Source organism: Flavobacterium piscis (genome assembly GCF_031457575.1).
Taxonomy (GTDB): domain Bacteria; phylum Bacteroidota; class Bacteroidia; order Flavobacteriales; family Flavobacteriaceae; genus Flavobacterium; species Flavobacterium piscis_A.
In genome coordinates this window covers 41,260-67,943 of sequence record NZ_JAVDWQ010000007.1, presented here as the reverse complement: position 1 = coordinate 67,943, position 26,684 = coordinate 41,260, and the positions used below count along the sequence as shown (strand labels likewise).

Here is a 26,684-nt window from a genome sequence, read left to right as displayed (position 1 = left end):
TGCCAAAACAGTGCAAATAGCCCGATAGCATTTAAGAAAAAGCCTAATGACTACAAAGTTGATTAGGCCTTTTTTAATGGTGGCACACCCAAATGTAAAATTTCATGTTTTCTTTAAATGGTTTGCAGGTTACTTTTTGAGTTAAAAAAAAATAGAAATTCAATTTCAAATCATTATTAAACCACTAAAAAACAATGATTTACATTTAAAAATGCAGTATTTTTATTAGTGCTTTTATAATTATTATAAGCGTAGACTGTTAGTTTACTTCAATTAACAAAAAATTAACACAACACTTGTATATACAAATATTAAAAGCTATACATTTGTATATACAAATTATACACTTACGACTATGACGATTGAAGAGGTTATAAAAAGTACAGTTAAGATGGATAATGCGAAAAAAGTTATTCTGAACATCATGTATACACAAAATGTGATTCAGGATCATTTCAACGAGTTGATTAAACCGTATGATTTGTCCGGAGAACAATATAATGTGCTGCGTATATTAAGAGGACAAAAAGGAAATCCTGCCAATATGTGTGTGATACAGGAGCGTATGCTCGCAAAAACAAGTAATACGACACGATTAGTAGACAAATTGTTATTGAAAGAATTCGTTACACGAAATGTTTGTCCTGAAAACCGACGAAAAATTGAGGTTTTAATTACCCAAAAAGGATTAGACGTTTTAAAAGAATTAGATCCGAAAGTAGATGCGCATGAGCGTGCATTTGCCCAGAATATAAGCCCCGAAGAATTAGAATTATTAAATCAGTTATTAGAAAAATACCGAACCCAACAAAATTAATATTTATGAGTACATTCTTAGAGAATCAAAATTGGAGATATGCAACAAAACAATTTGATGCAACAAAAAAAATCTCTACTGAAGATTTAAATACTATTAAAGAGGCCGTTAGACTGAGTGCTTCATCATACGGATTACAACCATACAAAATTGTAGTAGTTGAAAATCCGGAATTAAGAGAGAAATTGAAAGCTGCTGCATACGGACAGACTCAAATTACTGATGCTTCGCACTTATTCATTTTTGCAAATGATTTAAATCTTGATACAACCTCCGTTGACCAATATATTAGCAATATAAGTGCAATAAGAGGCGTTCCTGTTAATGCTTTGGCTGGATTCAGTGATATGATGAAAGGCATGATTGAAAATTTACCAAATGATGCAAAAAATACCTGGACTGCAAAACAGACTTATTTAGCTTTAGGAAATTTATTAAATGTAGCTGCCGAATTAAAAATTGATGCAACACCAATGGAAGGATTTAATGCTGCTGCATTCAATGAAATTTTAGGCTTCGATAAACTAGGTTTGAATGCTGCTGTTATTGCCACTGTAGGTTACAGACATGGCGATGATGATACACAACATTATATTAAGGTTAGAAAATCTCAGGAAGAATTATTTATCACACTATAATTATTAATAACAATCAAAATCAATTTTACAACATGAAAAATTTAAAAACAATTGCAATAGCATTATTTGTAGCAGTAGCGTCAGTTTCAGTAAACGCACAAACTAAAACTATTGACGTAAAGTCAAGTTCTATTAAATGGTTAGCAAAAAAAGTAACCGGAGAACACTCTGGAACTGTAAACTTTAAAGACGGAGCTGTAATTTTCAAAGGAAAAAAATTAGCTGGCGGTAGTTTTACAGTTGATATGACTTCATTAACTGCAACTGATTTAACCGGAGAATACCAAGAAAAATTAAACGGTCACCTAAAAGCTGATGATTTCTTTGGAACTGACAAATATCCAACTGCAAAATTAGTTTTCAAAAAAATTGGTACTACTAAAACTGCTAATGTTTACGCAGTAACGGCTGATTTAACTATTAAAGGAATCACTAAACCGGTAACTTTTGACCTTACTGTAAATCCAAACAGTGCTACAACAGCATTCAAAGTTGACAGAACAAAATATGATATTAAATACAACTCTGGTAACTTCTTCGAAAACTTAGGAGACAAAACTATCAATGATGATTTTGAATTAACGGTAGCTATAAAATTCTAGTATTTTAAGCTTACTAATTTTTAAGTATTATAAAACCCCAATAGTTCAAAACTATTGGGGTTTCTTGTTCTTTATTTATTTCCAAAAACATAACATTCATAATACTAAAGTAACGCTTTCATAATATATACCCGGAGTTTGATTAACATTCGGCTTCTAATTTTGATCCAATATAAAATCAAAAACTAGAAATCAAAATCATAGTTATGAAAACAAAAATTAATATTGCCATTATTACTTTCCTAAGCACTTTTTTTCTACATGCTCAACAACAACCTAAAGGAATTATTGGAACCTCAAACTGGATGACCAACTGGACCAATTTTAAACCAGCCGCAGTAGAATATAATGAAGCAACCAACATTATCGCCGGAATAATCGACAAAGACACCAAACTTTATAAACGCAATACCTATCAGCTGGTTGGAATTGTTTATGTAACCAACAATGCTGTCCTGACAATTGAACCAGGAACCGTAATTAGAGGAGATGATAAAACCTGTGGAACATTAGTTATTACAAATGGTTCTAAAATTATGGCCGAAGGTTTAGAAACAGATCCAATAGTTTTTACTTCAAATAAAGAAAATACAGAGAGAAGACCAGGAGATTGGGGAGGGATTGTTATTTTGGGAAAAGCTCCAATTAATAAATTAGGAGGTATTGCAACTTTGCCTTTTAATTTAGAGCCTATGCTGAATCATTACGGTGGTCAGGATGCAGAGGATAACTCAGGAATAATAAAATATGTTCGAATCGAATATTCAGGCAGAAAATTGAGTGCTTTAAAAGAATTAAACGGACTTTCACTAGCAGGAGTTGGTAAAAAAACTATTTTAAGCAACATTCAGATCAGCTATTCCAATGATGATTCTTTTGAATGTTATGGTGGGGATTTAAATATGAACAACCTAATTTCTTATCGCACTACAGATGATGATTTCGACTTTACTCAAGGTGCCCAAATCAATATCAGCAACAGTATTGCCATACGTCATCCTTTTTCATCTGATATTTCAGGATCAAGATGTTTTGAAGTTGATTCGTACGATAAAATCGAAAATACCGATATGACAAAAAAAATGACAAAAATAAACGCCAATACTATTACTTTGATAAATTTGGAAGAAAACAATCAGGGATTGGTTCGTGAATCAATTCATGTAACAGAAAATACTTTTTTTAATTTAACCAACAGTGTTGTTTCAGGCTTTACTCCTTTCGTGCTTTTGGAAGGAAATATCGGTAATGGTGAGGTTAACTTGTCTAAAATTTCATTGAAAAACGTAATGGTGAACAATTGTAATGGTGGAATTTTAAGTGAAGCTTCAAGCAATGATAGTATAATTAAAAATTGGTACAGTAAAGCCGAATTCGGAATAGAATTTACAAAAATAAAGAACAGCGAATTGTTTGAAATGCCAAATATAAAAGGGAATCCCGATTTCAGGATAAAACTTAATAACACCGTTGCAAGTGGTAAATAAATTGCTAAAACGTGTAGTTTTTTTGAAATTTAACAAATTTATATATATAGAAAAGTTTTTTTTGAATTTTTATGTAATGTAATTCAAATTACATTTATATATTTGCCGTATCAAAATAAATTATGAAAACAACAATGAACAATACTTGGTGGTGGAAGAATTTACGTCAAACGTCGTGAACAAAGCTTCCTGTAGTATTGTAAAAAACTATAAATATAAAAGGCTTGTCATCACGACAGGCCTTTTTTTTTGGTCAAAATTGAATCAACTGAAATATTAAAATTAAAAAGAAAAAACATTGAAACCTTTTATACTCAACACACATTACAAACAAATTCTGGCAGATACCATTACGCCGGTAAGTATTTATTTTAAAATAAGAGATAAGTTTCCGAACAGTTTATTGCTTGAAAGCAGTGACTATCACGGAAATGACAACAGTTTCTCCTATATCTGCTGCAATCCGATTGCTACGATTAAAATCGAAAATGAAATTATCTCGAAAACTTTCCCTGACGGCACAACAGAGCAAATAGCAATTGAGTCAAAAACCAATATTCCGGAAGTAATTCAGGAATTTTCAGGTCAGTTCAAATCAGAGAAAAATGATTTTAAATTCATCAATAATGGTTTGTTTGGCTACATTTCTTACGATGCCGTTCGTTATTTCGAAAAAGTTTCGATTTCCAAAAAAGATACTGCAACCTTAATTCCGGATGTTTTTTATGCGGTTTATCAAAATATTATTGCAATCAACCACTTCAAAAACGAAGCGTATATTTTTTGCCATAGTTTAGATGGAAGAAACAACATTTCTGAAATCGAACAATTATTGCAATCCAGAAATATTGCTTCGTACAAATTTACAAAAGAAGGCGAAGGTTTTTCTAACTTAACCGATGATGAATTTAAACATAATGTGGCTTTGGCTAAAAAACATTGTTTCCGTGGAGATGTGTTTCAACTGGTTTTATCACGACGTTTTACGCAGGGTTTCAAAGGCGACGAGTTTAATGTATATCGTGCTTTACGCAGCATCAACCCATCTCCGTATTTATTCTTTTTTGATTATGGGGATTTTAAAATATTCGGGTCTTCTCCCGAAGCACAAATTATCGTAAAAGACAGAAAAGCCGAAATTCACCCAATTGCCGGAACTTTTAAAAGAACCGGAAATGACGAACGTGATGCTGTTTTAGCAAAACAACTTTCAGAGGATCAAAAAGAAAACAGCGAACATGTGATGCTTGTTGATTTGGCCAGAAACGATTTAAGCAGAAACGGGCATGATGTAAATGTCGAAAAATATAGAGAAGTTCAGTTTTTCTCTCATGTAATTCACCTGGTTTCTAAAGTTACCGGGCATTTACACGATAAAGCAACGACTATGCAGGTTGTTGCCGATACTTTTCCGGCAGGAACTTTAAGCGGTGCTCCAAAACACAGAGCCATGCAGTTAATTGAGGATTACGAAAAAACAAATCGTAACTTTTATGGAGGAGCAATTGGCTTCATGGATTTTGAAGGCAATTTTAATCACGCGATTATGATTCGAACTTTCCTAAGCAAAAACCATCAATTACATTATCAGGCCGGAGCCGGAATAGTCGCCAGTTCTGATGAAGAAAGTGAAATGCAGGAAGTGTACAATAAATTAAGAGCATTGAATACGGCTTTGGAAATGGCTGAGAAAATATAGTTTTCAGTCGCAGTCACAGTTTTCAGTTTTCAGTGACAGAACTTTAAACTTGAAAAAAATAAATTAATCAAAAAACCAATGAAAAATATTATTCCTTTTGTTATTGCAATTTTACTTTTTGCTTCTTGTGAAACTAAGAAAGAACCAACAGTACTTCCGTTAATCGGAACCTGGCGTCTGATATCAGCTGAAACGACAGAAAAAGATTCGACTTTCTCGACTTTCAATCCAAAAACAAAAATGATTAAAATTATAAATAATACCCATTTTGCTTTTTTCAATCATGATTTGAATAATGGAAAAGACAGCACTGCAGCCGTATTCTTTGGCGGAGGCGGAAAATATACTTTGAAAGACAGTGTTTACACCGAGAATCTGGAATATTTCAATAACCGTCAGTGGGAAAACAATAAATTTGAATTTGTGGTAAAAATTCAAAACGATACACTCATTCAAAAAGGAATCGAAAGAATAGAAAAATTAGGCGTAGATCACATTATAGTTGAAAAATACGTTCGGGAAAAATAAAAAATCAGTTTTCAGTCGCAGTTTTCAGTCACAGATTAAGAACTTAGCAACTCAAAACCTTAGCAACTTAGTATTAAAAAAAATGAAAAAAATATTAGTTATAGACAATTACGATAGTTTTACTTATAATTTAGTGCACTATTTAGAAGATTTAAATTGTGAAGTTACGGTATACAGAAACGATGAATTCGATATCGACGAAATCGCTTCATTCGATAAAATCTTACTTTCACCCGGACCCGGAATTCCTGATGAAGCAGGCTTACTGAAAGATGTCATCCGCAAATATGCCCCAACAAAAAGTATTTTAGGCGTTTGTTTAGGACAACAAGCTATTGGAGAAGTTTTTGGAGGAACACTTTCCAACCTTGACAAGGTATATCACGGTGTTGCCACCAATGTAAAAAAAGCGGTTACAGACGAATCCTTATTTGAAGGTCTTGAAGATGAATTTGAAGTAGGCCGATACCATTCATGGGTTGTTGATGCTGATCTACCGGATGTTTTAGAAGCTACTTCGTTTGAAGAACACGGTCAGGTAATGTCTTTACGTCATAGAACTTATGATGTACGCGGAGTACAATTTCACCCGGAAAGTGTTTTAACTCCTAACGGAAAAAAGATTCTGGAGAACTGGATTAAGGATTAGTTTTTAGTATTCAGTTGCGGTTTTCAGTCAACAGCTAAGACCGCATACTGTGACCGGGATTTGAAAATTAGAACCTCAGTATCTCAGAACATTAGCATCTTGAAAAAATGAACATAGAAATTTTAGACACAAAACAAGTCAGCCTTGAAGACATATTAGTTCTATATACAGAAAACGATTGGAGTTCAGCCAGTAAACCAAACGAGTTGTACAACGGACTTCTAAATTCTGAAACTTTGATTACAGCCTGGGAAGGAAAAAAATTGGTTGGACTTGGAAATGCGATTTCTGATGGATATTTAACCGTTTACTATCCGCATTTATTGGTGTTACCGGAATATCAGGGAAAAGGAATCGGAAAATTGATTATGGACAAAATGCAGGAGAAATATAAACATTTTCACATGCAGATGTTAACTGCTGACGGAAGATCAGTTGATTTCTATAAGAAAAACGGATTTGAAAGAGCCGGAAAAACAGAACCCATGTGGATTTATCAGGGAAATGAACATTAAAAAAAATAATTTTTAAAATATAAAATCATAAAAATGAAAAAACAATTACTATTATTATTTATCCTTATATCCTCTTATACATTTGCCGCTGATGTATCTGGAAAAGTCTATTTAGACAATACAACAAATTTTGAAAACTGCACTATAACATTTACCCCCGTATCTCCAAGTGCCGTTTTTGGTCAAACTACATCGCAAATAAATGGTGATTTTACAATAAATACCACCAATGGAGTTTATAACATTAAATATGAAAAAAATGGTTTTCAAACTTACGAGTTATTAAATGTTTTCATAAACGGAACAATGATTCTGGATAATGTTACTTTATCATCTAATAACTTAGTCTTGATTAATGGTGATGTTAGCGGATCATGGACAAAGGGCAATACATATCGCGTTACTGGCAATATTACTGTACCATCAGGTCAAACTTTAACAATTGAGGAAGGGGTTGAAATAAAATTTGACGGTTATTATTCATTGACTGTGAATGGTAAATTATTAGCCAATGGATCTCCAAATAACTATATTAAATTTACTTCAAATAAAACTTCCCCAACAAATAAAGATTGGAATCAAATATTAATTTATAGTAATGAAGGTTCAAAAATGGATTACTGCATTATTGAATATGGCAAAATGCAGAATGATAATAGTGAAAGCTTTTTAGATATAAGAGGGAACTTTAATTTATCTAATAGTATAATAAGATACTCTGATGCAACAGGTATAGGAATTCAGGGCTCTGGTAAAGCTGACATTAATAACAATAAAATTTATAACTGTTTACATGGAATTGGAACAAGTGCACCTGGAGCGATAAATATACATAATAATGAGGTATACAATAATACATTTTATGGAATAAGCGTTGGTATGGGTGGTAATTCAACAATTGTAAAAGAAAACATTATTTACAATTGTAATTATATTGGATTAGGTATTGGAGCGAATATAAAGGCTGAACGAAATATTGTTTTCAATAATAAATTTTATGGAATATTTGTTTCTTATAGTAAACCTACAATTGTAAACAACACAATAATGTCTAATGAAAATGGTATTGGTTTATATGTTAATGAGACTTATATGATAACAAATCCTATTATTAATTCTAATATAATAATAAATAATTTATACTACGGGATACATTCACAAGGCGTAAACAAACCAGATTCCGTTGCATATAATTTATTTTATAATAATGGCTCTGGTATTGGTAATTTATTACCTGTAGGTGTTGGTCCTGTAATTTCAGTAAATAATAATAATACACCTGCAGATGCTTATTACAATATATTTGTTGATCCTAAATTTGAATCGACTGTTTCAACAAATAGTAGTTTCTGCGTTTTAAAAAACGATTCTCCTGCTGTTAATGCTGGTGATCCATCGATAATTGTATTGAATGGTACACTCCCAGATATTGGTGCAAAAGAATTAGGCGGAAATTTATCTATTGGAGAATTTACAAAAACTAAACTAATAAACGTAAAAGTTTTCCCTAATCCAACAAGTGATTATTTATCATTTGAAACAGATAAAAATCACACATTTGATTCTATCAAATTTTTCGATATAAATGGTAAAAATATTGATCAAATTCAATTAAACGAATCTAGATCAGATTATCAGTGGAAAGTATCAAATCATTTTAACAAAGGTGTATACATGTATGTAATTATGAATGGAAATTCAATTATTGATTCAGGAAAATTTATCAAAAAATAAAAATAAATTCTATTTTGAACAGAATTTTAAGGAATTTAAAAAAATGAAAACTATATTAAATAAATTAATCAATCACGAAATACTTACCAAGCAGGAAGCTAAAGACGTTTTGATTAATATTTCAAGCGGAAACTATAACCCAAGTCAGATTTCTGCTTTTCTAACTGTCTTCATGATGCGTAGCATCACAATTGATGAGCTTTCCGGCTTTCGTGAAGCTTTATTGGAATTATGCATTCGCGTTGATTTATCAGCTTACAACACCATCGATTTATGCGGAACGGGCGGTGACGGAAAAGACACTTTCAACATTTCAACTTTAGCTTCATTTGTCGCTGCAGGAGCCGGAATAAAAGTAGCCAAACATGGGAATTATGGGGTTTCATCGATTTCAGGATCAAGCAACGTAATGGAAAAAATGGGAATTAAATTTAGCAACGAACCTTCCTTTTTAGAAAAATGTATCGATCAGGCGGGAATTTGTGTTTTACACGCACCGTTATTTCACCCGGCAATGAAAAACGTTGGGCCAATCCGTAAAGAACTGGCTGTAAAAACATTCTTTAATATGTTGGGGCCAATGGTAAATCCGGCGTTTCCACAAAATCAACTAGTTGGAGTTTTTAATTTAGAACTGGCTAGAATTTATGCTTATTTATACCAAAGTACCAATGTAAATTTTACAATTTTACATTCACTTGACGGTTATGATGAAATTTCTTTAACGGGTCCAACCAAAACGATTTCAAATCACATGGAGGGAATGCTAAACCCTGATGATTTTGGTGTGCGCCTTTTATCACAAAGTGAAATCGAAGGCGGAAAAACCATCGAAGAGTCAGCAGAAATATTCACCAGCATTATTTCAGGAAAAGGTACTGAAGCACAGAATAATGTGGTTTTGGCCAATGCTGCAATGGCAATTTCAACAGTAACAAAATGTTCACCATTGGAAGGATTTGAATTAGCAAAAGAAAGTTTATTATCCGGAAAAGGATTAGTAGCTTTGAATAAATTAATTTCTTTATCCAGCTAAAAAATGAAATTATGAGCTACGAAAACAAAAAAGCTACAATTGATTCTATAAAATCACAGGTTGCTGCTTTTGGAGAACTGACTATTGAACAAAAAAAGAAAATTAATTATAAATTCAGGCTAGAATGGAATTATAATTCCAATAGTATGGAGGGCAATACACTTACCATCGAAGAGACACGTAGCGTGATGGTAGGAAATGTTACGGTTAATGATAAACCCTTAAAAGACATTTTTGAAATGCAGGGTCATGATAAAGTGATTACTGAAATCTTAAAAATTGGTAAAGGCGAATTAAGACTTTCCGAAAAAAGGATTAAAGAAATCCATTCTGGCATTATGCATGAAGAAAATCCAGAATTTCAAAACAAAATTGGACAATGGAAAGAGCAAGCTAACGAAATCATCAATTCTAAAGGAGAAAAATATTTATTTGTTACTCCAGAAGAAGTACCCAATAGAATTCATAAACTTTTAGATAAAACCAATGCCTCCATTGATGCTATTAAAGGAAATAAAAAAAATGCACCGCATCCTATAGATGTTGCGATGGAATTTCATTTGGAATATTTAGAAATTCATCCTTTTTATGATGGCAATGGCAGAACAGCCAGAATTCTAACAAATCTGATCCTTATCTCTTTAGGCTATAATCCGTTTTGGATCAATGAAAAAGATCGTGCCATTTATTACAACTACATAAGCGATATTCAAGGATATGGAGGTTCTAAAGAATTGTTTTTTGAATATTGCGCAGGATTAATACAACGTTCTGAGCAATTGGTTTTAAATGCAATTCAGGATATTGACATTGAAGAAGAAGACGATTTGCAAAAAGAAATTTCTATATGGAAGAAGCAATTAGCTAAAAAAGATGAAGTTTTTCTACGATCCAATTATGCAATTGCAGAGATTTATCAACGAACATTAAAAAAATTATTTACAGCTTTTTTGAAACAAATATCCTCTTTTGATGATTTGTTTACAAGAAAACAGATTACCAATCAAATTAATTCTAAACTCTTAAATTCAATTCAACTTGAATATTTTGACGAATTGTTCGTCGATATAATCAATCGTTCGAAACTTTCAAAAGAAGAATTAAATGAATTAGAATTAAAACCAATTGAAGCGATTAATTCGATTGAGCTTAAAGTATATTACAGTGGTTTTAAAAATGACGGATTAAATACATTTAGTACTTACTCTTATATACACATTGGTTTTAATGAATACAATTATATTATCAATGATCATGGAAAAAATGATGATAATAATTTTACAAAAAAATTATATTCCGAATTACTTACAGACGAAGAAATTAAAACTATTGTAAAAAAAATTATCTCGAAAGAATTTGAAGCTATTAAAGCATCTGTAGCAAATAATAAGACTATATAACATCTTTCAAAACACTAAAAAGCTTTAACAATAATATTAAAATGAATATACTAGATAAAATCATATTTGACAAACAACGAGAAGTTGTGCTTAAAAAATCAATCATTCCGGTTTCACAATTGGAAAGCTCAGTGTTTTTTGGAAGAGAAACAATTTCTTTAAGCCAAAAATTAAAAACAAGTACAACAGGAATTATAGCAGAACACAAACGTCGTTCACCGTCAAAATCGGTTATAAATCACAATTTTACAGTTGAAGAAGTCGTTAAAGGATATGAAAATGCCGGAGCTTGCGGAATTTCAGTTTTAACCGACGGAAAATATTTTGGAGGTTCATTAGACGATTTACTTTTAGCAAGGGCGAGTGTGAATATTCCGCTTTTGCGAAAAGAATTTATTGTAGACGAATACCAAATTCTGGAAGCAAAAGCCTTTGGAGCCGACTTGATTCTACTGATCGCTGCGGTTTTAACCCGTGAAGAAATCAAATCATTATCTGAATTTGCGAAGAAATTAGGTCTGGAAGTTTTACTGGAAGTGCACAATCAGGAAGAATTGGAAAAATCGATTATGCCCAGTTTAGACATGATTGGAGTAAACAACAGAAACCTAAAAACTTTTGAAGTAAGCCTGGATTTCAGCAAGCAACTGGCATCACAAATCCCGGATGAGTTTGTAAAAGTTTCAGAAAGCGGAATCTCATCAATCGAAGCCATTTCAGAATTACGACCTTACGGTTACAATGGTTTCCTAATTGGAGAAAACTTCATGAAAACCGATAACGCCGGAAAAGCTGCAACAGAATTTATAAGCAAATTAAATATTTAAAAGTTGCCACGACCCGAGCGATAGCGAATTGGCGAAGCAATTTCACGAATCAGCACGAATTAATTTGAGAAAATTTGTGCAATTCGTGGCAAAAAAAACTTTGCGAACTTTGCGTTTTTTAGACATTAACGAAATAAAAAATCTTTGCAAACTTTGCGGTTAAAAAGACAACAAAATGAAAATCAAAATCTGCGGAATGAAATATCCTGACAATATTCTCGAAGTGGGAGCGCTCCTGCCCGATTATATGGGATTTATTTTCTGGGAAAAATCAGCTCGGTTTTTTGATGGTGAAATTCCTAATTTGCCAGACACTATTAAAAAAGTTGGTGTTTTTGTAAATGAATCTGTAGAGAATATAGTTGCGAAAATCAACAAATATAATTTACAGGCAGTTCAGTTACACGGAAAAGAGTCTGTGGAATTTTGTCAGGATTTGAGAAACAAAATTAATACTAAAATCGAAGTCATAAAAGTATTTTCAGTTGGAGATGATTTTGATTTTGATGTTCTGAAACCTTTTGAAAATGTCTGCGATTACTTTTTGTTTGACACAAAAGGAAAACTACCAGGCGGCAACGGAACCACTTTTGACTGGAAAATATTAGAAAAATACAAATCTGAAAAGCCATTTTTCCTAAGTGGCGGAATCGGAATCGAAGAAATTCCAACCATAAAAAATCTCAAATTGCCTATTTATGCCATCGACGTAAACAGCAGATTTGAAATTGAACCCGGATTAAAAAATATCAATCTTGTACGGACAATTCCCGAATTGTCCCTACGCGAAAACAAAAAAATAAAATAAATTATGTCATACAACGTCAACGAAAAAGGATATTACGGAGAATTTGGAGGAGCTTATATTCCCGAAATGCTCTATCCAAATGTAGAAGAATTACGCCAGAATTATTTACAAATTACAGCTGAACCTGATTTCAAGGCAGAGTTCGACCAATTGCTAAAAGATTACGTTGGACGCCCTAGCCCTCTTTATTTTGCAAAACGTTTGTCTGAAAAATACAATACAAAAGTCTATCTAAAAAGAGAAGACCTAAACCATACAGGCGCTCACAAAGTCAACAATACGATTGGGCAAATATTAGTCGCAAAACGTTTAGGCAAAAAACGAATTATTGCCGAAACAGGCGCGGGTCAGCATGGTGTGGCAACGGCTACTGTTTGTGCTTTAATGGGAATGGAATGTATCGTTTACATGGGCGAAATCGACATTGCTCGTCAGGCACCCAATGTGGCACGTATGAAAATGTTAGGTGCTGAAGTTCGTCCAGCTCTTTCAGGTTCCAGAACTTTAAAAGACGCTACAAACGAAGCCATTCGTGACTGGATTAACAACCCGGTTGACACCCATTATATTATCGGTTCGGCAATTGGACCTCATCCATATCCGGATATGGTGACGCGTTTTCAAAGCGTGATTTCCGAAGAAATAAAATGGCAGCTAAAAGAAAAAGAAGGACGTGAAAACCCTGATTATGTGGTTGCTTGTATTGGTGGAGGAAGTAACGCTGCCGGAACCTATTATCACTTTTTACACGAGCCTGAAGTTGGTATTATAGCTGTAGAAGCTGCAGGAAAAGGTGTCGACAGCGGTTTTAGTGCTGCTACCAGCAAATTAGGGAAAGTGGGCGTTATTCACGGCTGTAAAACCCTTTTGATGCAAACTTTGGACGGACAAATTACAGAACCGTATTCTATTTCTGCAGGATTGGATTACCCCGGAGTTGGTCCAATGCACGCGCATTTGGCGCAAACAGGCCGTGGTGAATTCTTCTCTGTAACCGATGATGATGCGATGAATGCAGGTCTTCAGCTTACGAAATTAGAAGGCATTATTCCGGCGATCGAGAGTGCGCATGCCTTTGCGGTTTTAGATCAGAAGAAATTCAAGCCCACTGATATTGTGGTCATCAGTCTTTCCGGTCGTGGTGACAAGGATTTAGATAATTATATCAAACATTTTAAATTATAATTTAAGAATAATCTGGGCGTTCCCTAATCCCGATAGCCATCGGGAGAGCTGTCCGCTAAATCTTTTTCGTGACAGAAAAAGCTACAAAAAAGGATATCGCTCCCATCCCTAACGCAAATGAACAACGAGAAAAAAACAGTATTTATGGAAAAGATATTCTCTTACGGAACCTTACGATCAAAAGAGATTCAGATGCAGGTTTTTAATAAGCTATTGACTGGAACACCAGATCAGCTCACAGGTTATAAAATAAAAGATCTTCAAATAGAAGAAGAATTTGGAATGGAAGATTATTTTGTGGCAACACCAAGCGAAAATCCTTCGGATGCAATAGACGGAATTGTTTTTACTGTTACGGGTAAAGATCTGGCAAAAGCAGATTTATTCGAATCTAATGCATACAAAAGGGTTGAAGTAACAATGAAATCTGGCACAACTGCCTGGATTTATGTTGAAAGTTAATAATCTTGAATATAAATAATGGAACTGATTTCCAAAGATCTTCATCAATAATTAATAGTATAGAAATAAAAAATGATTTTAGCAACTGCACAAACAAAGCCTAAAAGAGGAGATATAGATTCTAATTTAAAGGACCATTATCGTCTTATAGAAATCGCTGCGCAAAAAGGAGCTGATTTAATTGCATTTCCTGAATTATCAATCACGGGTTACGAAAGAGAAAATGCAGCACAATTAGCCTTTTCAAAGGATGATTCCAGAATAAATCATTTAAGAGAATTAGCTGTTGACCATAATATAACCATTATTGCAGGTGCCCCAATTCAAATTGAATCGGAATTGTTTATTGGTGAGTTTATTATTTTTCCGGATAATTCGGTTACTATCTATACCAAACAATTTTTACATGAAGGGGAAGATGCTTTTTTTCAATCTTCATTCGATTATAATCCAATAATTACAATCGAAAATCAGAAAGTTTCATTTGCTATTTGTGCTGATATTGACAATCCGCTGCATCCTGAAAATGCCTGTAAAAGAGAAACCGATATTTATATTGCCAGTATTTTCTTTTCACCAAACGGAATACCGAATGCTTACCGGGATTTAGAAAATTATGCTCAAAAACATAAAATGAATGTTTTAATGTCTAATTTCAGCGGGGAATCCTGGGGATATCCTTCCGGCGGAAAAAGTGCTTTCTGGAATAACAAAGGAGAACTTATTGCTCATATGAATGATTCAGATTCTGGGTTGTTGCTTGTGGAAAATCAAAATGATAATTGGACTGGTACGCTTGTGAAAATTTAAAGAAAAATAATACCCGAGACTGCACAGATTCACAAAGATCTATTAAAATAAAAAACTATAAAAATCTTTTAATTTGTGGCAAACAAAACTTAACATACCTAACAGGTTTAAAAACCTGTCAGGATAAAAAATAAAAACAATGAACAGAATAACTCAAAAATTACAAGAAGATAAAAAAATCCTTTCAATTTATTTCTCGGCTGGATATCCTAACTTAAATGATACTGTACAGATCATTCAGGATTTAGAAAAAAATGGCGTTGACTTAATCGAAATTGGTTTGCCTTTCAGCGATCCTTTGGCAGACGGGCCAACCATTCAGGCGAGTTCTACTCAGGCGCTTCACAACGGAATGACGACCCAAATTCTTTTTAACCAGCTGAGTACTATTCGCGAAAGTGTGAGTATTCCATTGATTATTATGGGATATTTCAATCCGATGTTACAATACGGAGTCGAAGAATTTTGTAAAAAATGTGCCGAAATTGGAATTGACGGATTAATTATTCCGGATTTACCAGTTGATGTTTACGCCGACCAATACAAAGCTATTTTTGAAAAATACGGATTAATCAATGTGTTTTTGATCACGCCTCAAACTTCAGATGAGCGTATTCGTTTTATCGACAGTGTTTCAAACGGATTTATTTATATGGTCAGTTCTGCAAGCGTTACGGGTTCTCAATCCGGTTTTGGCAATGTTCAGGAAAGTTATTTCGAAAGGATTTCAAAAATGAACCTGAAAAATCCACAAATCATTGGTTTCGGAATTTCGAATAAAGAAACATTTAATCAGGCAACGAAATTTGCAAAAGGTGCCATTATTGGAAGTGCTTTTATTAAACATCTAACTGAAAGCGGTTCAGGAAAAATTAAGGAGTTTGTTGGGGAGATTTGTTAATTCAACTTTTAGAAATATTTGTACATTTGAATAAAATCAATTATCATGGATTTAGAAGCCCGCAAAATATCATTCGTTCAGGAATTTCTAAGACTCCAAAGTGAGGAAATTGTAATTCATCTTGAAAATTTACTTCATAAACAAAAAGTTGAATTAATTGACCAGGAAATGAAATCAATGAGTATTGATCAATTTAATAAAGAAACTGATCAGTCCATAGATGATGCTAAGAATGGCCGAATTATATCTGCAAAAGATTTAAAATCTAAAATTCAAAAATAGGATTAACAGTTTATTGGACACAATTAGCTGAAGATAAACTCGATGATATTTTTGAATATTACAAATTTAAAGCTGGAATTAAAGTTGCTCAAACTTTGGTAAATGGAATAATTGATGTTTTGTTTCATTTACTTTAGAATTCAATGCTTACGGTGGTCAAAAAGAAGAACTTTTATCTGAAAGAATTCAGGATTTCAGATATCTGGTTTTTAAGAATTATAAAATTACTTATTGGATTGATGGAGACAAACAAATAGTGTTTGTCTCTAATATTTTTGACACCAGACAAAACCCCAAAAAACTTATATTTAGAAGAATAATTCCCGTTCTAATTAGAACTATATAATAAACCACTACATGACTTTTTGTTAATATTATGTTAAACAAAAATTAAACAAGTGTTTAATTTAAACACTTGTTTAATTTTGTGTCCGATTAGAAACACTACCATGTCAAACATCGAATTAAACGAAAAAAAGATTCAGATTCTTGAAGTGGCTGAAAAGCTTTTTTCTGAAAAAGGATTTGAAGGAACATCAATACGGGATATCTCAAAACATGCAAAAATTAATATTGCCATGGTTTCGTATTATTTTGGTTCAAAAGAAAGATTGCTTGAAGCCCTGATTCTTTACAAAACATCTGATTTAAAATTACAACTCGAAAATTTGTTGCAGGAAAGTCTGGATCCTTTGGATAAAGTCAATAAATTAATTGAAATCTACATTAACAGGATCAATTCTAATAAAGGCATTTTCAGGATTTTGCATTTTGAATTCACTTCTAAAAAAAAGGAGCAAACTTTAAAAGCATTTACAGAGCTAAAAAAAGGGAATTTAAAATCGCTTGAAAGTATTATTCAGGAAGGTCAGTCAAAGGGGGTTTTCAGGAAAGATGTTATTATTCCGCTTATAACGCCCACTATATTAGGCACTTTTTTTCACTTTCACATGAACAAAACGTTTTTTCAGGACCTACTGCATTTAAATACTGAAGCACTCTACAACGAGTATATAAAAACCAGTCTTACAAAGCACATTCAACAAACTATAAAAGCATTACTTGTTTATGAAAATTAATCAATTTATCTTCTTTGGGATTTTCTTCATCGGAATTTCATCAATAGAAGCACAAGAAAAAACAAGTTTGACCCTAGACGAAGCCGTTAAACTGGCCTGGACAAAAAGCAACGAAGTTACACTTGCCGATACTAAGGTAAACTCTAAGAAATATGAATTACAGTCAGTCAAAAATAATCAGTATCCTGATTTTAAAATTTCCGGGCAATATCAGCGATTGACAAAAGCATCTGTAGATATTCATATTAATGATGAGGCCAGTTCTGAACCTATGCCCACACCAGAGCAGATGATGTTTGGGCAGGCAAGTCTGAGCTTACCGATTTTTTCAGGTTTCAAAATTCAGAATAACATTAAATTATATGATAACCTGTATCAGGCAGAAAGTGCCAACTCTGCTAAGACAAAAGAAGATGTGGCCATGAGGGTAATCAATTATTATGCAGACTTATACAAAGCCCAGAAAACAATTGAATTACTTAATGAAAATCAAAAACAAGCAAAACAGCGGGTTACGGATTTTATCGAGTTAGAAAAAAACGGGATTATCCCGAGAAATGATTTATTGAAATCACAATTATTAGTTTCCAGAATACAGTTATCTATTGATGAGGCAAATAAAAATGTAAATATCCTGAACTATTATTTAACTACGCTGCTAAAATTACCAGCAGGGACAAAATTAGTCGTTAACGAAAATGATTTTTTTGCATTAAAAACAGACAATGCCCCAATGTCAGATCAGATGGCATTAGAAAACAGAAAAGATCTGGAAGCGATTCGGCTTCAGGGCAAGGCAAGTGAGGCGAATATAAAAATAGCGAAATCAGGATATTACCCTTCGATTGCCTTATTGGGAGGTTATACTGCTTTAGACCTAAAAGATATTATTACAGTAAAATATGCAATGAATTTTGGAATTGGATTATCTTATGACCTGTCAGGAATTCTAAAAAACAGTGCTTCTGTTAAGGCAGCAGAAAGTAAATCCCTGGAAGCAAAAACTTCAGAAGCCATCTTAACAGATCATATAAAAATAGAAGTTCAAAAAGCTATCGAAGATTATCATTTGGCCATCAACCAAAGCGTTGTTTATGAAGAAGCAGTCGAACAGGCTACAGAAAATTTTAGACTGGTAAAAGACAAATATGATAACGATTTAGCTGATACTAATGATTTACTAGAAGCGGATGTAGAACAGCTTAGTACACAAATTAACAAAGCAGTTTCAAAAGCGAATATTATTCAAAAATATTACGAACTACTATCAGTCTCAGGACAATTATCACAATCTTTCAATCTTTCTAAAATATAATCGACAGCTCTCATGGAAAAGAAAAAAACAAATACCAGATTCATCATTATAATAATCGTTTTAGTTTTGGCTGGCGGAACATACGGAATATCAAAATATATACATTCATTAAATCACGAAGAAACTGATGATGCCCAGATAGAGAAAAAAATGAACCCAATTATTCCGAGAGTATCAGGGTATATTAGTAAAGTGTATGTGAAAGATAATGACTTTGTAAAAAAGGGAGATACTTTATTTACAATCGACAAAAGAGATTACCAATTAAAAATTGATGAAGCAACCGCTACCCTATTAGGTGCCGAAGGTCAATATGAAGCTGCAAAAGCTGATATTGGAAGTGCGTATGCCAGTATCTCCGTATCTGATGCGAATGTTAAATCGGCAAGCGGATCTATCGAAAGTGCTAAAATCAGATTGAAACAAATTACCAGCGATTATAATCGTTACAGCAATTTATACAAAAGCCATACAATTACAAAGCAACAATACGAAAAAGCTTTGGCGTCTAAAGATGAAGCTGAAAATCAGGTTCGCATTTTAGAGCAACAACAAAGAGCAAGTTCTTATCAGAAATCAGTTATTGAATCTAAATCAAGGGCTTCAGACAAACAAACTGAAGTAGCTGCAGCCAACATCAAAAGAGCAAAAACCATGTTAGAAGTGGCAAAACTTAATCTTACCTATACGATTGTTACAGCTGCTATTGACGGTCAGGTTTCTAAAGTTGACATTCAGCCGGGGCAATTGGTACAGCCGGGACAGTCTTTATTTTATATCATCAACAATAATGAAGCCTGGGTTGTGGCAAATTTTAAAGAAACACAATTAAACAAAATGATTGTGGGCCAAAAAGTAAGCCTGAAAGTTGATGCCTATCCTGATTATGAATTTAAGGGAACGCTAACCTCATTCTCTCCGGCCACTGGTTCTCGTTTTTCATTGCTGCCACCTGATAATGCAACAGGTAACTTCGTAAAAACAATTCAGAGATTGCCGGTAAAAATTAGTTTAGACACCACCAACGACCCTGAGAAAATAAAATTATTGAGACCAGGAATGAATGTTGATGTAGACGTACATTTAAAATAAAATGACAGCAGTACAAGGAGAAGACGATTTAGTTGAATACGGTTACAGGCGTGTCATTATTACGATTACTGCAGTGCTTTGCGCCTTGCTGGAAATCGTAGATACCACCATTGTAAATGTAGCGCTAACACATATGCGAGGCAGCCTTGGCGCTACCCTAAATGATGTAGCGTGGGTAATTACGGCATATGCAATTGCAAATGTTATTGTAATACCAATGACCAGCTGGCTGTCGCAGCAATTTGGAAGACGTAATTATTTTGTGGCTTCTATCATAATATTTACGGTTTGTTCCTTTTTGTGCGGTAACGCCACTAATATTTGGGAATTGGTCGCTTTCAGGTTCGTACAGGGTATGGGCGGAGGTGCCCTTTTAGTAACAGCACAAACTATTATTACTGAAAGTTATCCGGTCGCAAAACGAGGTATGGCACAGGCCATTTACGGAATGGGTGTAATTGTGGGACCAACTTTAGGGCCTCCATTGGGAGGATATTTGGTAGATACCTATTCCTGGCCTTACATATTTTACATTAATATTCCACTGGGAATTATTGCTACTATCTTGGCAATTACATTCGTAAGAAGTCCAAAATATGGAGAGAAATTAAAAGCCAATCAGGTTGACTGGTGGGGAATTATACTATTAACCGCTTTTATTGGATCATTGCAATTCGTATTAGAACATGGACAACAGGACGACTGGTTTAACGATTCGCTTATTGTAACTTTAAGTGTTGTATCAGTTCTTGGTTTAGTATTATTTATCTGGAGAGAACTTACTTACAAACACCCGATTGTAAATTTAAGCGTTTTAAAAGACGGGAATCTTAGGATAGGTACCATAATGTGTTTTATTCTTGGTTTTGGTTTATATGGCTCTACATTAATTATTCCGATTTATACACAGTCTATTTTAGGCTGGACCGCAATGGATGCCGGATTATTACTTATTCCAGGTTCTATTACTACAGCTATAATGATGCCTTTTGTGGGAAACATGATACAGAAAGGTGTTCCGCAAGCTTATATGGTGGGAGTTGGATTTTTAGTTTTTTTCTTTTTCACCTTTATGATGCAGACACGTATGACACCTGATACAGGTGTAGAACATATGTTCTGGCCTTTGATTTTAAGAGGAGTGGGTTTAGGTTTGCTTTTTGTGCCTATTACGACACTTTCGCTTTCGACCTTAAAAGGAAAACACATTGGGGAAGGTGCTGCTTTTACCGGAATGATGAGACAATTAGGAGGGTCATTTGGTATTGCCATTATCACCACTTTTATCACACGTTTCAGTCAGGAACACCGGGTAAATTTATTGACAAATTTAGATCCTGCCAAATATGAAGTACAGCAGCGTCTTTTAGGAATGCAGAAAGCTTTTATGTCAAAAGGATATAGTGCTGAAGTTGCGCTTAAAAAAGCATATCAGGCCATAGACTATGCTGTTTTAAAACAGAGTACTGTAATGGCTTACATAGATATTTTTATGTATCTCGGAATTATGTTCTTATGTTGTATTCCCATTATCTTCTTTATCAAAAGAGGTAAAAACAAGATTAATCCTGCTGATGCAATGCATTAATAATAATTGATTTATAATACACAAAACGCCGAATTTTAAATTTAGAATTCGGCGTTTTGTGTATTGTGATTAATCTATCTCAAAATTTGGCTAAAGCCTTCTAACAAACTACTTGTTTCTCCAGCTAAAGCAGGAGGCTATTCAACTGCTTGAAATAAAAACCTCTGAACCTTTGTTACTTTGAACTTCTGAACCTTAGTCCCTTATAAGTTACCTCGTAAAAACCAAATGATTTCCTTTGGAAAGATTGGCATCAAATTGATATCCATCGTAATTGAAACCTTTCAAATCATCTATTGTTTCAGCATTTGTATCGATAATATAACGCACCATCATTCCCCTCGCCTTTTTCGCGAAGAAACTGATCATTTTTAATTTTCCGTCTTTGTAATCTTTAAAATCAGGCGTGATTACCGGAACTTTTAAGGCTTTTACATCAACTGCAGAGAAATATTCATTGCTGGCCAGATTCACAAATAATTCGCCTTTTTTCAATTCTTTATTTAAGGCTTTTGTGACGGTTGGCTTCCAAAATTCGTGGAGATTTTTATAATCCCCAACAGGCAATTTAGTTCCCATTTCTAAACGATAGGCCTGCATTAAATCCAATGGTTTTAAAACACCGTAAAGTCCTGATAAGATTCTAAGTTTATCTTGTAGAACTTCTAATTTTTCCAAAGGAATTGTATAAGCATCCAAACCAGTATAAACATCACCATCAAAAGTATAAACAGCCGGACGCGCATTTTCAGGAGAAAAAGGCGTTTTCCATTTTTGATTACGTTCCCAGTTTAAATCTGATAATTTATCTGAAATCGACATTAATTCTGATAATTCAGCTGGCTTTTTAGTTTTTAATATTTTATGAACCTGACGTGCTTCTTTTAAAAATGAAGGTTCAGTATACTGTGTAGTTGGCAATTCTTTTTCGAAGTTCAGCGACTTCGCTGGCGAGATAACAATTTTCATTTGTACGTTTTTGTATGATTCAAAAATACAAATTGAAATTATAAAAATAAGCGATATGAATTGATTTATTCGATAGTGTTATAAATGTTTTTCGCCACGAATTACACGAATTATCACAAACCGTACAAATTAATTTCAAAAAAATTAGTACAAATTCGTGAAATTCGTGGCAACTTTTTTTATTTCGATAAATTTCAATACTATAAACTATCAATTTGTTCAAAAAAGTGAACAATAGATTATAAAAGGCATTTTCTATGTTGTAAATTTGCACACGTTTCGATCTCTTCAAGAATAGAAATGATTATTTAAAAAATTTGTGAATTCGTGGCTATACAAACAAACTATAAAACAGCTTTACAACATAAAATCTTCGGAATTATTTCGCAGGCATCTCAGGAACTCAACGTTGACAGTTATGTCATTGGCGGATTTGTTCGCGATTTGCTTTTAAACCGTGGTTCTAAAAAAGATATTGATGTGGTTGCCGTTGGCAGTGGAATCGAATTGGCCCTGAAAGTTTCTGAATTGCTTCCAAAAAAACCTAAAGTACAGGTTTTTAAAACGTACGGAACCGCCATGTTACGCTTCGAAGACACTGACATTGAATTTGTTGGTGCCCGAAAAGAATCTTATAATTTTGACAGCAGAAATCCTCTTATTGAAAACGGAACTTTAGAAGATGATCAAAACCGTCGTGATTTTACCATCAATGCATTGGCTTTATCTTTAAACGAAAAAACTTTTGGAGAGCTTTCTGATCCTTTTGACGGATTGGCTGATCTTGAAAATAAAACGATTAAAACACCTCTAGATCCGAGCATCACCTATTCTGACGATCCTTTACGAATGCTTCGTGCCATTCGTTTTGCAAACCAATTAGGTTTTGAAATCGAAAAAAAATCTCTTGACGCGATTACCAAAAATGCAGAGAGAATTAAAATCATATCAGGAGAACGCATTGTTGATGAATTAAACAAAATTCTTTCTACAGACAAACCTTCGATCGGATTTTTACTTTTATACCAAACCGGACTTTTAGATATCATTTTACCTGAATTAACAGCTTTGAACCAGGTGGAAGAAATTGAAGGTCATACCCATAAAAACAACTTTTATCACACATTGGAAGTGGTTGATAATATTTGTCCGAATACCGATGATGTCTGGTTACGCTGGTCTGCTTTATTGCATGATATTGGAAAAGCACCTACAAAACGTTTCAATAAAAAACAAGGGTGGACGTTTCATGGGCATGAATTTCTTGGCGGAAAAATGGCTAAAAAAATCTTTGAACGCCTGCACATGCCATTAAATCACAAAATGAAATTTGTGCAAAAAATGGTGATTATGAGTTCCCGTCCTATTGTTTTGGCGCAGGATCTTGTAACCGATAGTGCTGTTCGTCGTTTGGTATTTGATGCAGGTGAAGATGTCGAAAATTTAATGACTTTGTGCGAAGCCGATATAACAACCAAGAATCCGTCGAAGTTTAAAAAATACCATAAAAACTTTGAAATCGTCCGCAAGAAAATTGTTGAAGTGGAAGAACGCGATCATGTTCGTAAATTTCAGCCGCCTATTTCTGGTGAAGAAATCATGGAGATGTTCGATTTGAAACCTTCTCGTGAAATCGGGGTATTGAAAGAAGCCGTAAAAGAAGCCATTTTAGAAGGTGATATTCCTAATGAATACAATGCAGCTTATGAATTTATATTAAAGCGTGCTGAGAAATTAGGACTTAAAAAAGTTTAAGCTTAGGTTTTAAAAAATTGTAAAAGATTTTATTCTAATTTTATAAAAATTTATGAGTTATGACAGCTTCCGAATTAAAACTTTATTTAATACGAAAAATAATAAAAACTGACGATAGTGATTTGTTGTTAAAAATAAAATCTTTATTGGAAGAAAATAATTATTTGATATCCGAAGAAAATTCATCTTCAGTAAATGAACCTGCTCTAAAATATGAAAATTTAGAGAATTCAAACATCCGAATTTTTACTACTTCAGAACAAAAAAAAATAGATCAGGCTCTAAGAGAATACGAAAACGGAGAATACATCTCTAATGAAGAAGCTCAAATCGAATTAGAAAAATGGTTCAAAGAACAAGAAGAATAGTCTGGACTACGTTTGCAAAAGAGTCAAAATACACTATTTTTTTGTATTGGAATCAAAGAAATAAATCAACAGCTTACAGTAGAAAATTAAACGTTTTATTTCAGGAAGCTTTAAACCAAGTTTTGAAATTTCCTGAAAGCTCAATTGAATCAGATAATTTTAATATCCGCCTTAAAATTGTTAGTCATTTTGAAATAATTTATAAAATAACTCCAAACGAAATAATTGTTCTTGACATCTGGGACACTCGACAGAATCCCAATAATTTTCCAATAAAATAAAACATAGAACCTCAGCAACATAGAATCTTAGTCACTCTAAAAAGAATGAAAAAACATTTCCCTACAATCGCAAAAACAGCCTTAGTTTTAGTTTATTTAGTAATCGTTGCAGGTGCTTTGGTTCGTATGACAGGTTCCGGAATGGGATGTCCGGACTGGCCAAAATGTTTTGGATATTATATTCCGCCAACCGATTTAAAAGAATTGACCTGGTCGCCAAATCGTGTTTTCGAGAAAGGTCAGGTAATTATTAAAGATGAAACACTTTTGGTTGCCAAAGATAATTTTACAACCCAAACTTCTTTTGATGCTTCTTATTGGAAAAAATACACCAAACACGATTATGCGATTTTTAATCCGTTACATACGTGGATTGAATATATCAACAGATTGTTCGGTGCTTTAGCAGGAATAGCTTGTTTTATTATGGCAATTGCTTCATTCAAATTTTGGAAAGAAAACAAAAAAATCACACTCCTTTCGTGGCTGGTTGTATTTATGATGGGCTTTCAGGCATGGTTAGGAGCAAAAGTCGTTTATTCTGTATTGAATCCAATAAAGATCTCGGTTCACATGGTTATGGCTTTGGTGATTGTTGCCGTAATTTTGTATATCATTCAATTAGCGAGACCAAGATTAGCTGCCGTGCGATACAATACAAACTTTAAAAATGTACTGTTATTTTCACTTTTACTAACTTTAATTCAGATTGCAATAGGCACACAAGTTCGTCAATTTGTAGATGAGCAAGTGAAAAACGGCTTAACTGAAAGCATTCTCTGGTTACAAAATCCCTCGGTTACTTTTTACGTTCACCGCTCGTTTTCAATATTGGTCTTACTTGTAAATGTCTATTTGTATGTTAGAAATACAAAACTGGGCTTAGGCTTTTCAAAAATAAACTGGGTACTTATTTTAATTGGATTTGAGATTATAACCGGATTGGCTATGGCTTATTTTGATTTCCCTGCTGGAAGCCAGGCGATACATTTGGTAATAGCCTCTATCCTATTTGGAATTCAGTTTTATATGATATTAGAAGCTAAAAAAGCTAGCCCAGCCAACTCTTAAAATCCTGTACTTTTTCACGGCTTACAATAACCTCATCTTCTTTATAAGTAGGTAAAATTACTTTTAAGCGTGAATTGGTATACACCTGAATTTCTTTGATTGCCTGAAGCGGCACAATGAATTTTCTGCTTACGCGAAAGAAATCCTTCATATCTAATTCCTGCTCCAGAATTTCCAATGTCGAATCGATTAAATAGTTTCTGTTATCGAAAGTATGAATGTATGTTCCTTTGTTTTCACTGAAGAAACATTCAATTTCATCCGTAGTAATAACTTTTAAATGCTGACCGATTTTGACTGTAAAGCGCTTTTTATAATTCTTCTCAAAAGGATTTGAAAGCATTCTTCGGATTTGTTCAAAATCAAGCTGAAGATTTTGATTCTGTGAATTTGATTTTGGTAAACGTGCTCTAAATTTAGTAACGGCCACTTCTAAATCATCTTCGTCAATTGGTTTCAGAAGATAATCTATACTGTTTAGCTTGAATGCTTTTAAAGCATATTCATCATACGCTGTTGTAAAAATGATAGCGCTTTTAACATCAATTTTTTCAAAAATTTCAAACGACAAACCATCGGATAATTGAATATCCAAAAAAATCAAATCCGGATGCTCGTTGTTCTCAAACCAATGAATTGATTCTTCTACAGAGTGTAACATGGTTTCTACGCCAATCTCTAACTTTTCCAGCTTTCGCTGCAATAATCTTGCTGCCGGTTTTTCGTCTTCTATAATTAATGTGGTCATGTACTAAACTGAAAAAATTGAAAAATAATAATTTAAAA

At 33.5% G+C, this 26,684-nt stretch carries 28 protein-coding genes; 26 read left to right on the top strand and 2 right to left on the bottom strand.

All coding sequences use genetic code 11. The annotated features are described in order from the left end of the window. Nucleotides 1-355: 355 nt before the first annotated feature. From J2W48_RS11660 to J2W48_RS11555, 22 genes are all read left to right on the top strand, one after another. Complete coding sequence (locus J2W48_RS11660) at nucleotides 356-817, top strand: MarR family winged helix-turn-helix transcriptional regulator (RefSeq protein WP_310281476.1); 462 nt, start codon at nucleotides 356-358, stop codon at nucleotides 815-817. Nucleotides 818-822: 5 nt separating this feature from the next. Continuing rightward, a complete protein-coding gene (locus J2W48_RS11655; RefSeq protein ID WP_310281474.1) occupies nucleotides 823-1,455 on the top strand; it encodes an NAD(P)H-dependent oxidoreductase in 633 nt (210 codons plus the stop codon). Between the two features lie 32 nt (nucleotides 1,456-1,487). After that, nucleotides 1,488-2,057 carry a YceI family protein gene (locus J2W48_RS11650; protein ID WP_310281473.1) on the top strand — a complete coding sequence of 190 codons (570 nt, stop codon included), beginning with the start codon at nucleotides 1,488-1,490 and terminating at the stop codon, nucleotides 2,055-2,057. A 206-nt stretch (nucleotides 2,058-2,263) separates the two neighbouring features. Next, complete coding sequence (locus J2W48_RS11645; RefSeq protein WP_310281471.1) at nucleotides 2,264-3,544, top strand: hypothetical protein; 1,281 nt, start codon at nucleotides 2,264-2,266, stop codon at nucleotides 3,542-3,544. Between the two features lie 298 nt (nucleotides 3,545-3,842). Further along, complete coding sequence (locus tag J2W48_RS11640; protein WP_310281469.1) at nucleotides 3,843-5,243, top strand: anthranilate synthase component I family protein; 1,401 nt, start codon at nucleotides 3,843-3,845, stop codon at nucleotides 5,241-5,243. 78 nt (nucleotides 5,244-5,321) lie between these two features. After that, complete coding sequence (locus tag J2W48_RS11635) at nucleotides 5,322-5,771, top strand: hypothetical protein (RefSeq protein ID WP_310281467.1); 450 nt, start codon at nucleotides 5,322-5,324, stop codon at nucleotides 5,769-5,771. An 82-nt stretch (nucleotides 5,772-5,853) separates the two neighbouring features. Continuing rightward, the gene (locus tag J2W48_RS11630; protein WP_310281465.1) at nucleotides 5,854-6,420 is read left to right on the top strand and encodes an anthranilate synthase component II; all 567 of its coding nucleotides are present in this window, start codon (nucleotides 5,854-5,856) and stop codon (nucleotides 6,418-6,420) included. Nucleotides 6,421-6,527: 107 nt separating this feature from the next. Next, entirely contained in the window at nucleotides 6,528-6,935 is a 408-nt protein-coding gene (locus J2W48_RS11625) for a GNAT family N-acetyltransferase (protein WP_310281463.1), read from the top strand. A 33-nt stretch (nucleotides 6,936-6,968) separates the two neighbouring features. Then, nucleotides 6,969-8,669 carry a right-handed parallel beta-helix repeat-containing protein gene (locus tag J2W48_RS11620; RefSeq protein WP_310281459.1) on the top strand — a complete coding sequence of 567 codons (1,701 nt, stop codon included), beginning with the start codon at nucleotides 6,969-6,971 and terminating at the stop codon, nucleotides 8,667-8,669. A gap of 43 nt (nucleotides 8,670-8,712) precedes the next feature. Beyond that, nucleotides 8,713-9,705, top strand: coding sequence for an anthranilate phosphoribosyltransferase (gene trpD, locus J2W48_RS11615; protein ID WP_310281457.1), 993 nt, complete (start codon nucleotides 8,713-8,715; stop codon nucleotides 9,703-9,705). A gap of 11 nt (nucleotides 9,706-9,716) precedes the next feature. Next, nucleotides 9,717-11,105, top strand: coding sequence for a Fic family protein (locus J2W48_RS11610; RefSeq protein ID WP_310281455.1), 1,389 nt, complete (start codon nucleotides 9,717-9,719; stop codon nucleotides 11,103-11,105). 41 nt (nucleotides 11,106-11,146) lie between these two features. Continuing rightward, nucleotides 11,147-11,932, top strand: a complete 786-nt coding sequence (trpC, locus tag J2W48_RS11605; protein WP_310281453.1) for an indole-3-glycerol phosphate synthase TrpC — start codon at nucleotides 11,147-11,149, stop codon at nucleotides 11,930-11,932. A 175-nt stretch (nucleotides 11,933-12,107) separates the two neighbouring features. Then, complete coding sequence (locus J2W48_RS11600) at nucleotides 12,108-12,740, top strand: phosphoribosylanthranilate isomerase (protein WP_310281451.1); 633 nt, start codon at nucleotides 12,108-12,110, stop codon at nucleotides 12,738-12,740. 3 nt (nucleotides 12,741-12,743) lie between these two features. Further along, nucleotides 12,744-13,925, top strand: coding sequence for a tryptophan synthase subunit beta (gene trpB, locus J2W48_RS11595; RefSeq protein WP_310281449.1), 1,182 nt, complete (start codon nucleotides 12,744-12,746; stop codon nucleotides 13,923-13,925). A gap of 144 nt (nucleotides 13,926-14,069) precedes the next feature. Then, nucleotides 14,070-14,387, top strand: a complete 318-nt coding sequence (locus J2W48_RS11590; protein WP_310281447.1) for a gamma-glutamylcyclotransferase family protein — start codon at nucleotides 14,070-14,072, stop codon at nucleotides 14,385-14,387. A gap of 72 nt (nucleotides 14,388-14,459) precedes the next feature. Then, nucleotides 14,460-15,197, top strand: coding sequence for a carbon-nitrogen hydrolase family protein (locus J2W48_RS11585; protein ID WP_310281445.1), 738 nt, complete (start codon nucleotides 14,460-14,462; stop codon nucleotides 15,195-15,197). A gap of 139 nt (nucleotides 15,198-15,336) precedes the next feature. Further along, nucleotides 15,337-16,098 (top strand): tryptophan synthase subunit alpha, encoded by a 762-nt coding sequence (gene trpA, locus J2W48_RS11580; RefSeq protein ID WP_310281443.1) that lies wholly within the window; start codon nucleotides 15,337-15,339, stop codon nucleotides 16,096-16,098. A gap of 45 nt (nucleotides 16,099-16,143) precedes the next feature. Then, a complete protein-coding gene (locus J2W48_RS11575) occupies nucleotides 16,144-16,380 on the top strand; it encodes a hypothetical protein (RefSeq protein WP_310281441.1) in 237 nt (78 codons plus the stop codon). A gap of 449 nt (nucleotides 16,381-16,829) precedes the next feature. After that, nucleotides 16,830-17,459 (top strand): TetR/AcrR family transcriptional regulator, encoded by a 630-nt coding sequence (locus tag J2W48_RS11570; protein ID WP_310281439.1) that lies wholly within the window; start codon nucleotides 16,830-16,832, stop codon nucleotides 17,457-17,459. Then, complete coding sequence (locus tag J2W48_RS11565) at nucleotides 17,449-18,774, top strand: TolC family protein (RefSeq protein WP_310281437.1); 1,326 nt, start codon at nucleotides 17,449-17,451, stop codon at nucleotides 18,772-18,774. The genes J2W48_RS11570 and J2W48_RS11565 overlap by 11 nt, the downstream gene beginning before the upstream one ends. Before the next feature lie 12 nt (nucleotides 18,775-18,786). Next, nucleotides 18,787-19,866, top strand: a complete 1,080-nt coding sequence (locus tag J2W48_RS11560; RefSeq protein ID WP_310281435.1) for an HlyD family secretion protein — start codon at nucleotides 18,787-18,789, stop codon at nucleotides 19,864-19,866. A 1-nt stretch (nucleotide 19,867) separates the two neighbouring features. Further along, the gene (locus J2W48_RS11555; RefSeq protein ID WP_310281433.1) at nucleotides 19,868-21,454 is read left to right on the top strand and encodes an MDR family MFS transporter; all 1,587 of its coding nucleotides are present in this window, start codon (nucleotides 19,868-19,870) and stop codon (nucleotides 21,452-21,454) included. A 210-nt stretch (nucleotides 21,455-21,664) separates the two neighbouring features. Here the strand turns inward: J2W48_RS11555 and yaaA are convergent, their stop codons facing one another. Next, complete coding sequence (yaaA, locus tag J2W48_RS11550) at nucleotides 21,665-22,423, bottom strand: peroxide stress protein YaaA (protein WP_310281431.1); 759 nt, start codon at nucleotides 22,421-22,423, stop codon at nucleotides 21,665-21,667. Nucleotides 22,424-22,750: 327 nt separating this feature from the next. On the opposite strand from yaaA, the gene J2W48_RS11545 reads away from it, so the two are divergent. The 4 genes from J2W48_RS11545 to J2W48_RS11530 are packed head-to-tail and all read left to right on the top strand — an operon-like array spanning nucleotide 22,751 to nucleotide 25,898. After that, nucleotides 22,751-24,178, top strand: coding sequence for a CCA tRNA nucleotidyltransferase (locus tag J2W48_RS11545; RefSeq protein WP_310281429.1), 1,428 nt, complete (start codon nucleotides 22,751-22,753; stop codon nucleotides 24,176-24,178). Between the two features lie 59 nt (nucleotides 24,179-24,237). Then, entirely contained in the window at nucleotides 24,238-24,546 is a 309-nt protein-coding gene (locus J2W48_RS11540) for a hypothetical protein (RefSeq protein ID WP_310281427.1), read from the top strand. Then, the gene (locus J2W48_RS11535) at nucleotides 24,522-24,827 is read left to right on the top strand and encodes a type II toxin-antitoxin system RelE/ParE family toxin (RefSeq protein WP_310281425.1); all 306 of its coding nucleotides are present in this window, start codon (nucleotides 24,522-24,524) and stop codon (nucleotides 24,825-24,827) included. Before J2W48_RS11540 ends, J2W48_RS11535 begins: the two co-directional genes overlap by 25 nt. 45 nt (nucleotides 24,828-24,872) lie before the next feature. Further along, a complete protein-coding gene (locus tag J2W48_RS11530; protein WP_310281423.1) occupies nucleotides 24,873-25,898 on the top strand; it encodes a COX15/CtaA family protein in 1,026 nt (341 codons plus the stop codon). Here the strand turns inward: J2W48_RS11530 and J2W48_RS11525 are convergent. Further along, the gene (locus tag J2W48_RS11525) at nucleotides 25,879-26,646 is read right to left on the bottom strand and encodes a LytR/AlgR family response regulator transcription factor (RefSeq protein WP_310281420.1); all 768 of its coding nucleotides are present in this window, start codon (nucleotides 26,644-26,646) and stop codon (nucleotides 25,879-25,881) included. The genes J2W48_RS11530 and J2W48_RS11525 overlap by 20 nt on opposite strands. Nucleotides 26,647-26,684: the final 38 nt, after the last annotated feature.

Bases quoted from the DNA above. Each gene is read 5' to 3' on its own strand.
- J2W48_RS11565 (WP_310281437.1), top strand. From the start codon at position 17,449: ATGAAAATTAATCAATTTATCTTCTTTGGGATTTTCTTCATCGGAATT.
- trpA (WP_310281443.1), top strand. From the start codon at position 15,337: ATGAACAGAATAACTCAAAAATTACAAGAAGATAAAAAAATCCTTTCA.
- J2W48_RS11560 (WP_310281435.1), top strand. From the start codon at position 18,787: ATGGAAAAGAAAAAAACAAATACCAGATTCATCATTATAATAATCGTT.
- J2W48_RS11625 (WP_310281463.1), top strand. From the start codon at position 6,528: ATGAACATAGAAATTTTAGACACAAAACAAGTCAGCCTTGAAGACATA.
- J2W48_RS11610 (WP_310281455.1), top strand. From the start codon at position 9,717: ATGAGCTACGAAAACAAAAAAGCTACAATTGATTCTATAAAATCACAG.
- J2W48_RS11620 (WP_310281459.1), top strand. From the start codon at position 6,969: ATGAAAAAACAATTACTATTATTATTTATCCTTATATCCTCTTATACA.
- J2W48_RS11585 (WP_310281445.1), top strand. From the start codon at position 14,460: ATGATTTTAGCAACTGCACAAACAAAGCCTAAAAGAGGAGATATAGAT.
- trpB (WP_310281449.1), top strand. From the start codon at position 12,744: ATGTCATACAACGTCAACGAAAAAGGATATTACGGAGAATTTGGAGGA.
- J2W48_RS11575 (WP_310281441.1), top strand. From the start codon at position 16,144: ATGGATTTAGAAGCCCGCAAAATATCATTCGTTCAGGAATTTCTAAGA.
- J2W48_RS11635 (WP_310281467.1), top strand. From the start codon at position 5,322: ATGAAAAATATTATTCCTTTTGTTATTGCAATTTTACTTTTTGCTTCT.
- J2W48_RS11590 (WP_310281447.1), top strand. From the start codon at position 14,070: ATGGAAAAGATATTCTCTTACGGAACCTTACGATCAAAAGAGATTCAG.
- yaaA (WP_310281431.1), bottom strand. From the start codon at position 22,423: ATGAAAATTGTTATCTCGCCAGCGAAGTCGCTGAACTTCGAAAAAGAA.
- J2W48_RS11555 (WP_310281433.1), top strand. From the start codon at position 19,868: ATGACAGCAGTACAAGGAGAAGACGATTTAGTTGAATACGGTTACAGG.
- J2W48_RS11630 (WP_310281465.1), top strand. From the start codon at position 5,854: ATGAAAAAAATATTAGTTATAGACAATTACGATAGTTTTACTTATAAT.
- trpD (WP_310281457.1), top strand. From the start codon at position 8,713: ATGAAAACTATATTAAATAAATTAATCAATCACGAAATACTTACCAAG.
- J2W48_RS11525 (WP_310281420.1), bottom strand. From the start codon at position 26,646: ATGACCACATTAATTATAGAAGACGAAAAACCGGCAGCAAGATTATTG.
- J2W48_RS11645 (WP_310281471.1), top strand. From the start codon at position 2,264: ATGAAAACAAAAATTAATATTGCCATTATTACTTTCCTAAGCACTTTT.
- J2W48_RS11535 (WP_310281425.1), top strand. From the start codon at position 24,522: ATGGTTCAAAGAACAAGAAGAATAGTCTGGACTACGTTTGCAAAAGAG.
- J2W48_RS11530 (WP_310281423.1), top strand. From the start codon at position 24,873: ATGAAAAAACATTTCCCTACAATCGCAAAAACAGCCTTAGTTTTAGTT.
- J2W48_RS11660 (WP_310281476.1), top strand. From the start codon at position 356: ATGACGATTGAAGAGGTTATAAAAAGTACAGTTAAGATGGATAATGCG.
- J2W48_RS11540 (WP_310281427.1), top strand. From the start codon at position 24,238: ATGACAGCTTCCGAATTAAAACTTTATTTAATACGAAAAATAATAAAA.
- J2W48_RS11600 (WP_310281451.1), top strand. From the start codon at position 12,108: ATGAAAATCAAAATCTGCGGAATGAAATATCCTGACAATATTCTCGAA.
- J2W48_RS11655 (WP_310281474.1), top strand. From the start codon at position 823: ATGAGTACATTCTTAGAGAATCAAAATTGGAGATATGCAACAAAACAA.
- J2W48_RS11570 (WP_310281439.1), top strand. From the start codon at position 16,830: ATGTCAAACATCGAATTAAACGAAAAAAAGATTCAGATTCTTGAAGTG.
- trpC (WP_310281453.1), top strand. From the start codon at position 11,147: ATGAATATACTAGATAAAATCATATTTGACAAACAACGAGAAGTTGTG.
- J2W48_RS11650 (WP_310281473.1), top strand. From the start codon at position 1,488: ATGAAAAATTTAAAAACAATTGCAATAGCATTATTTGTAGCAGTAGCG.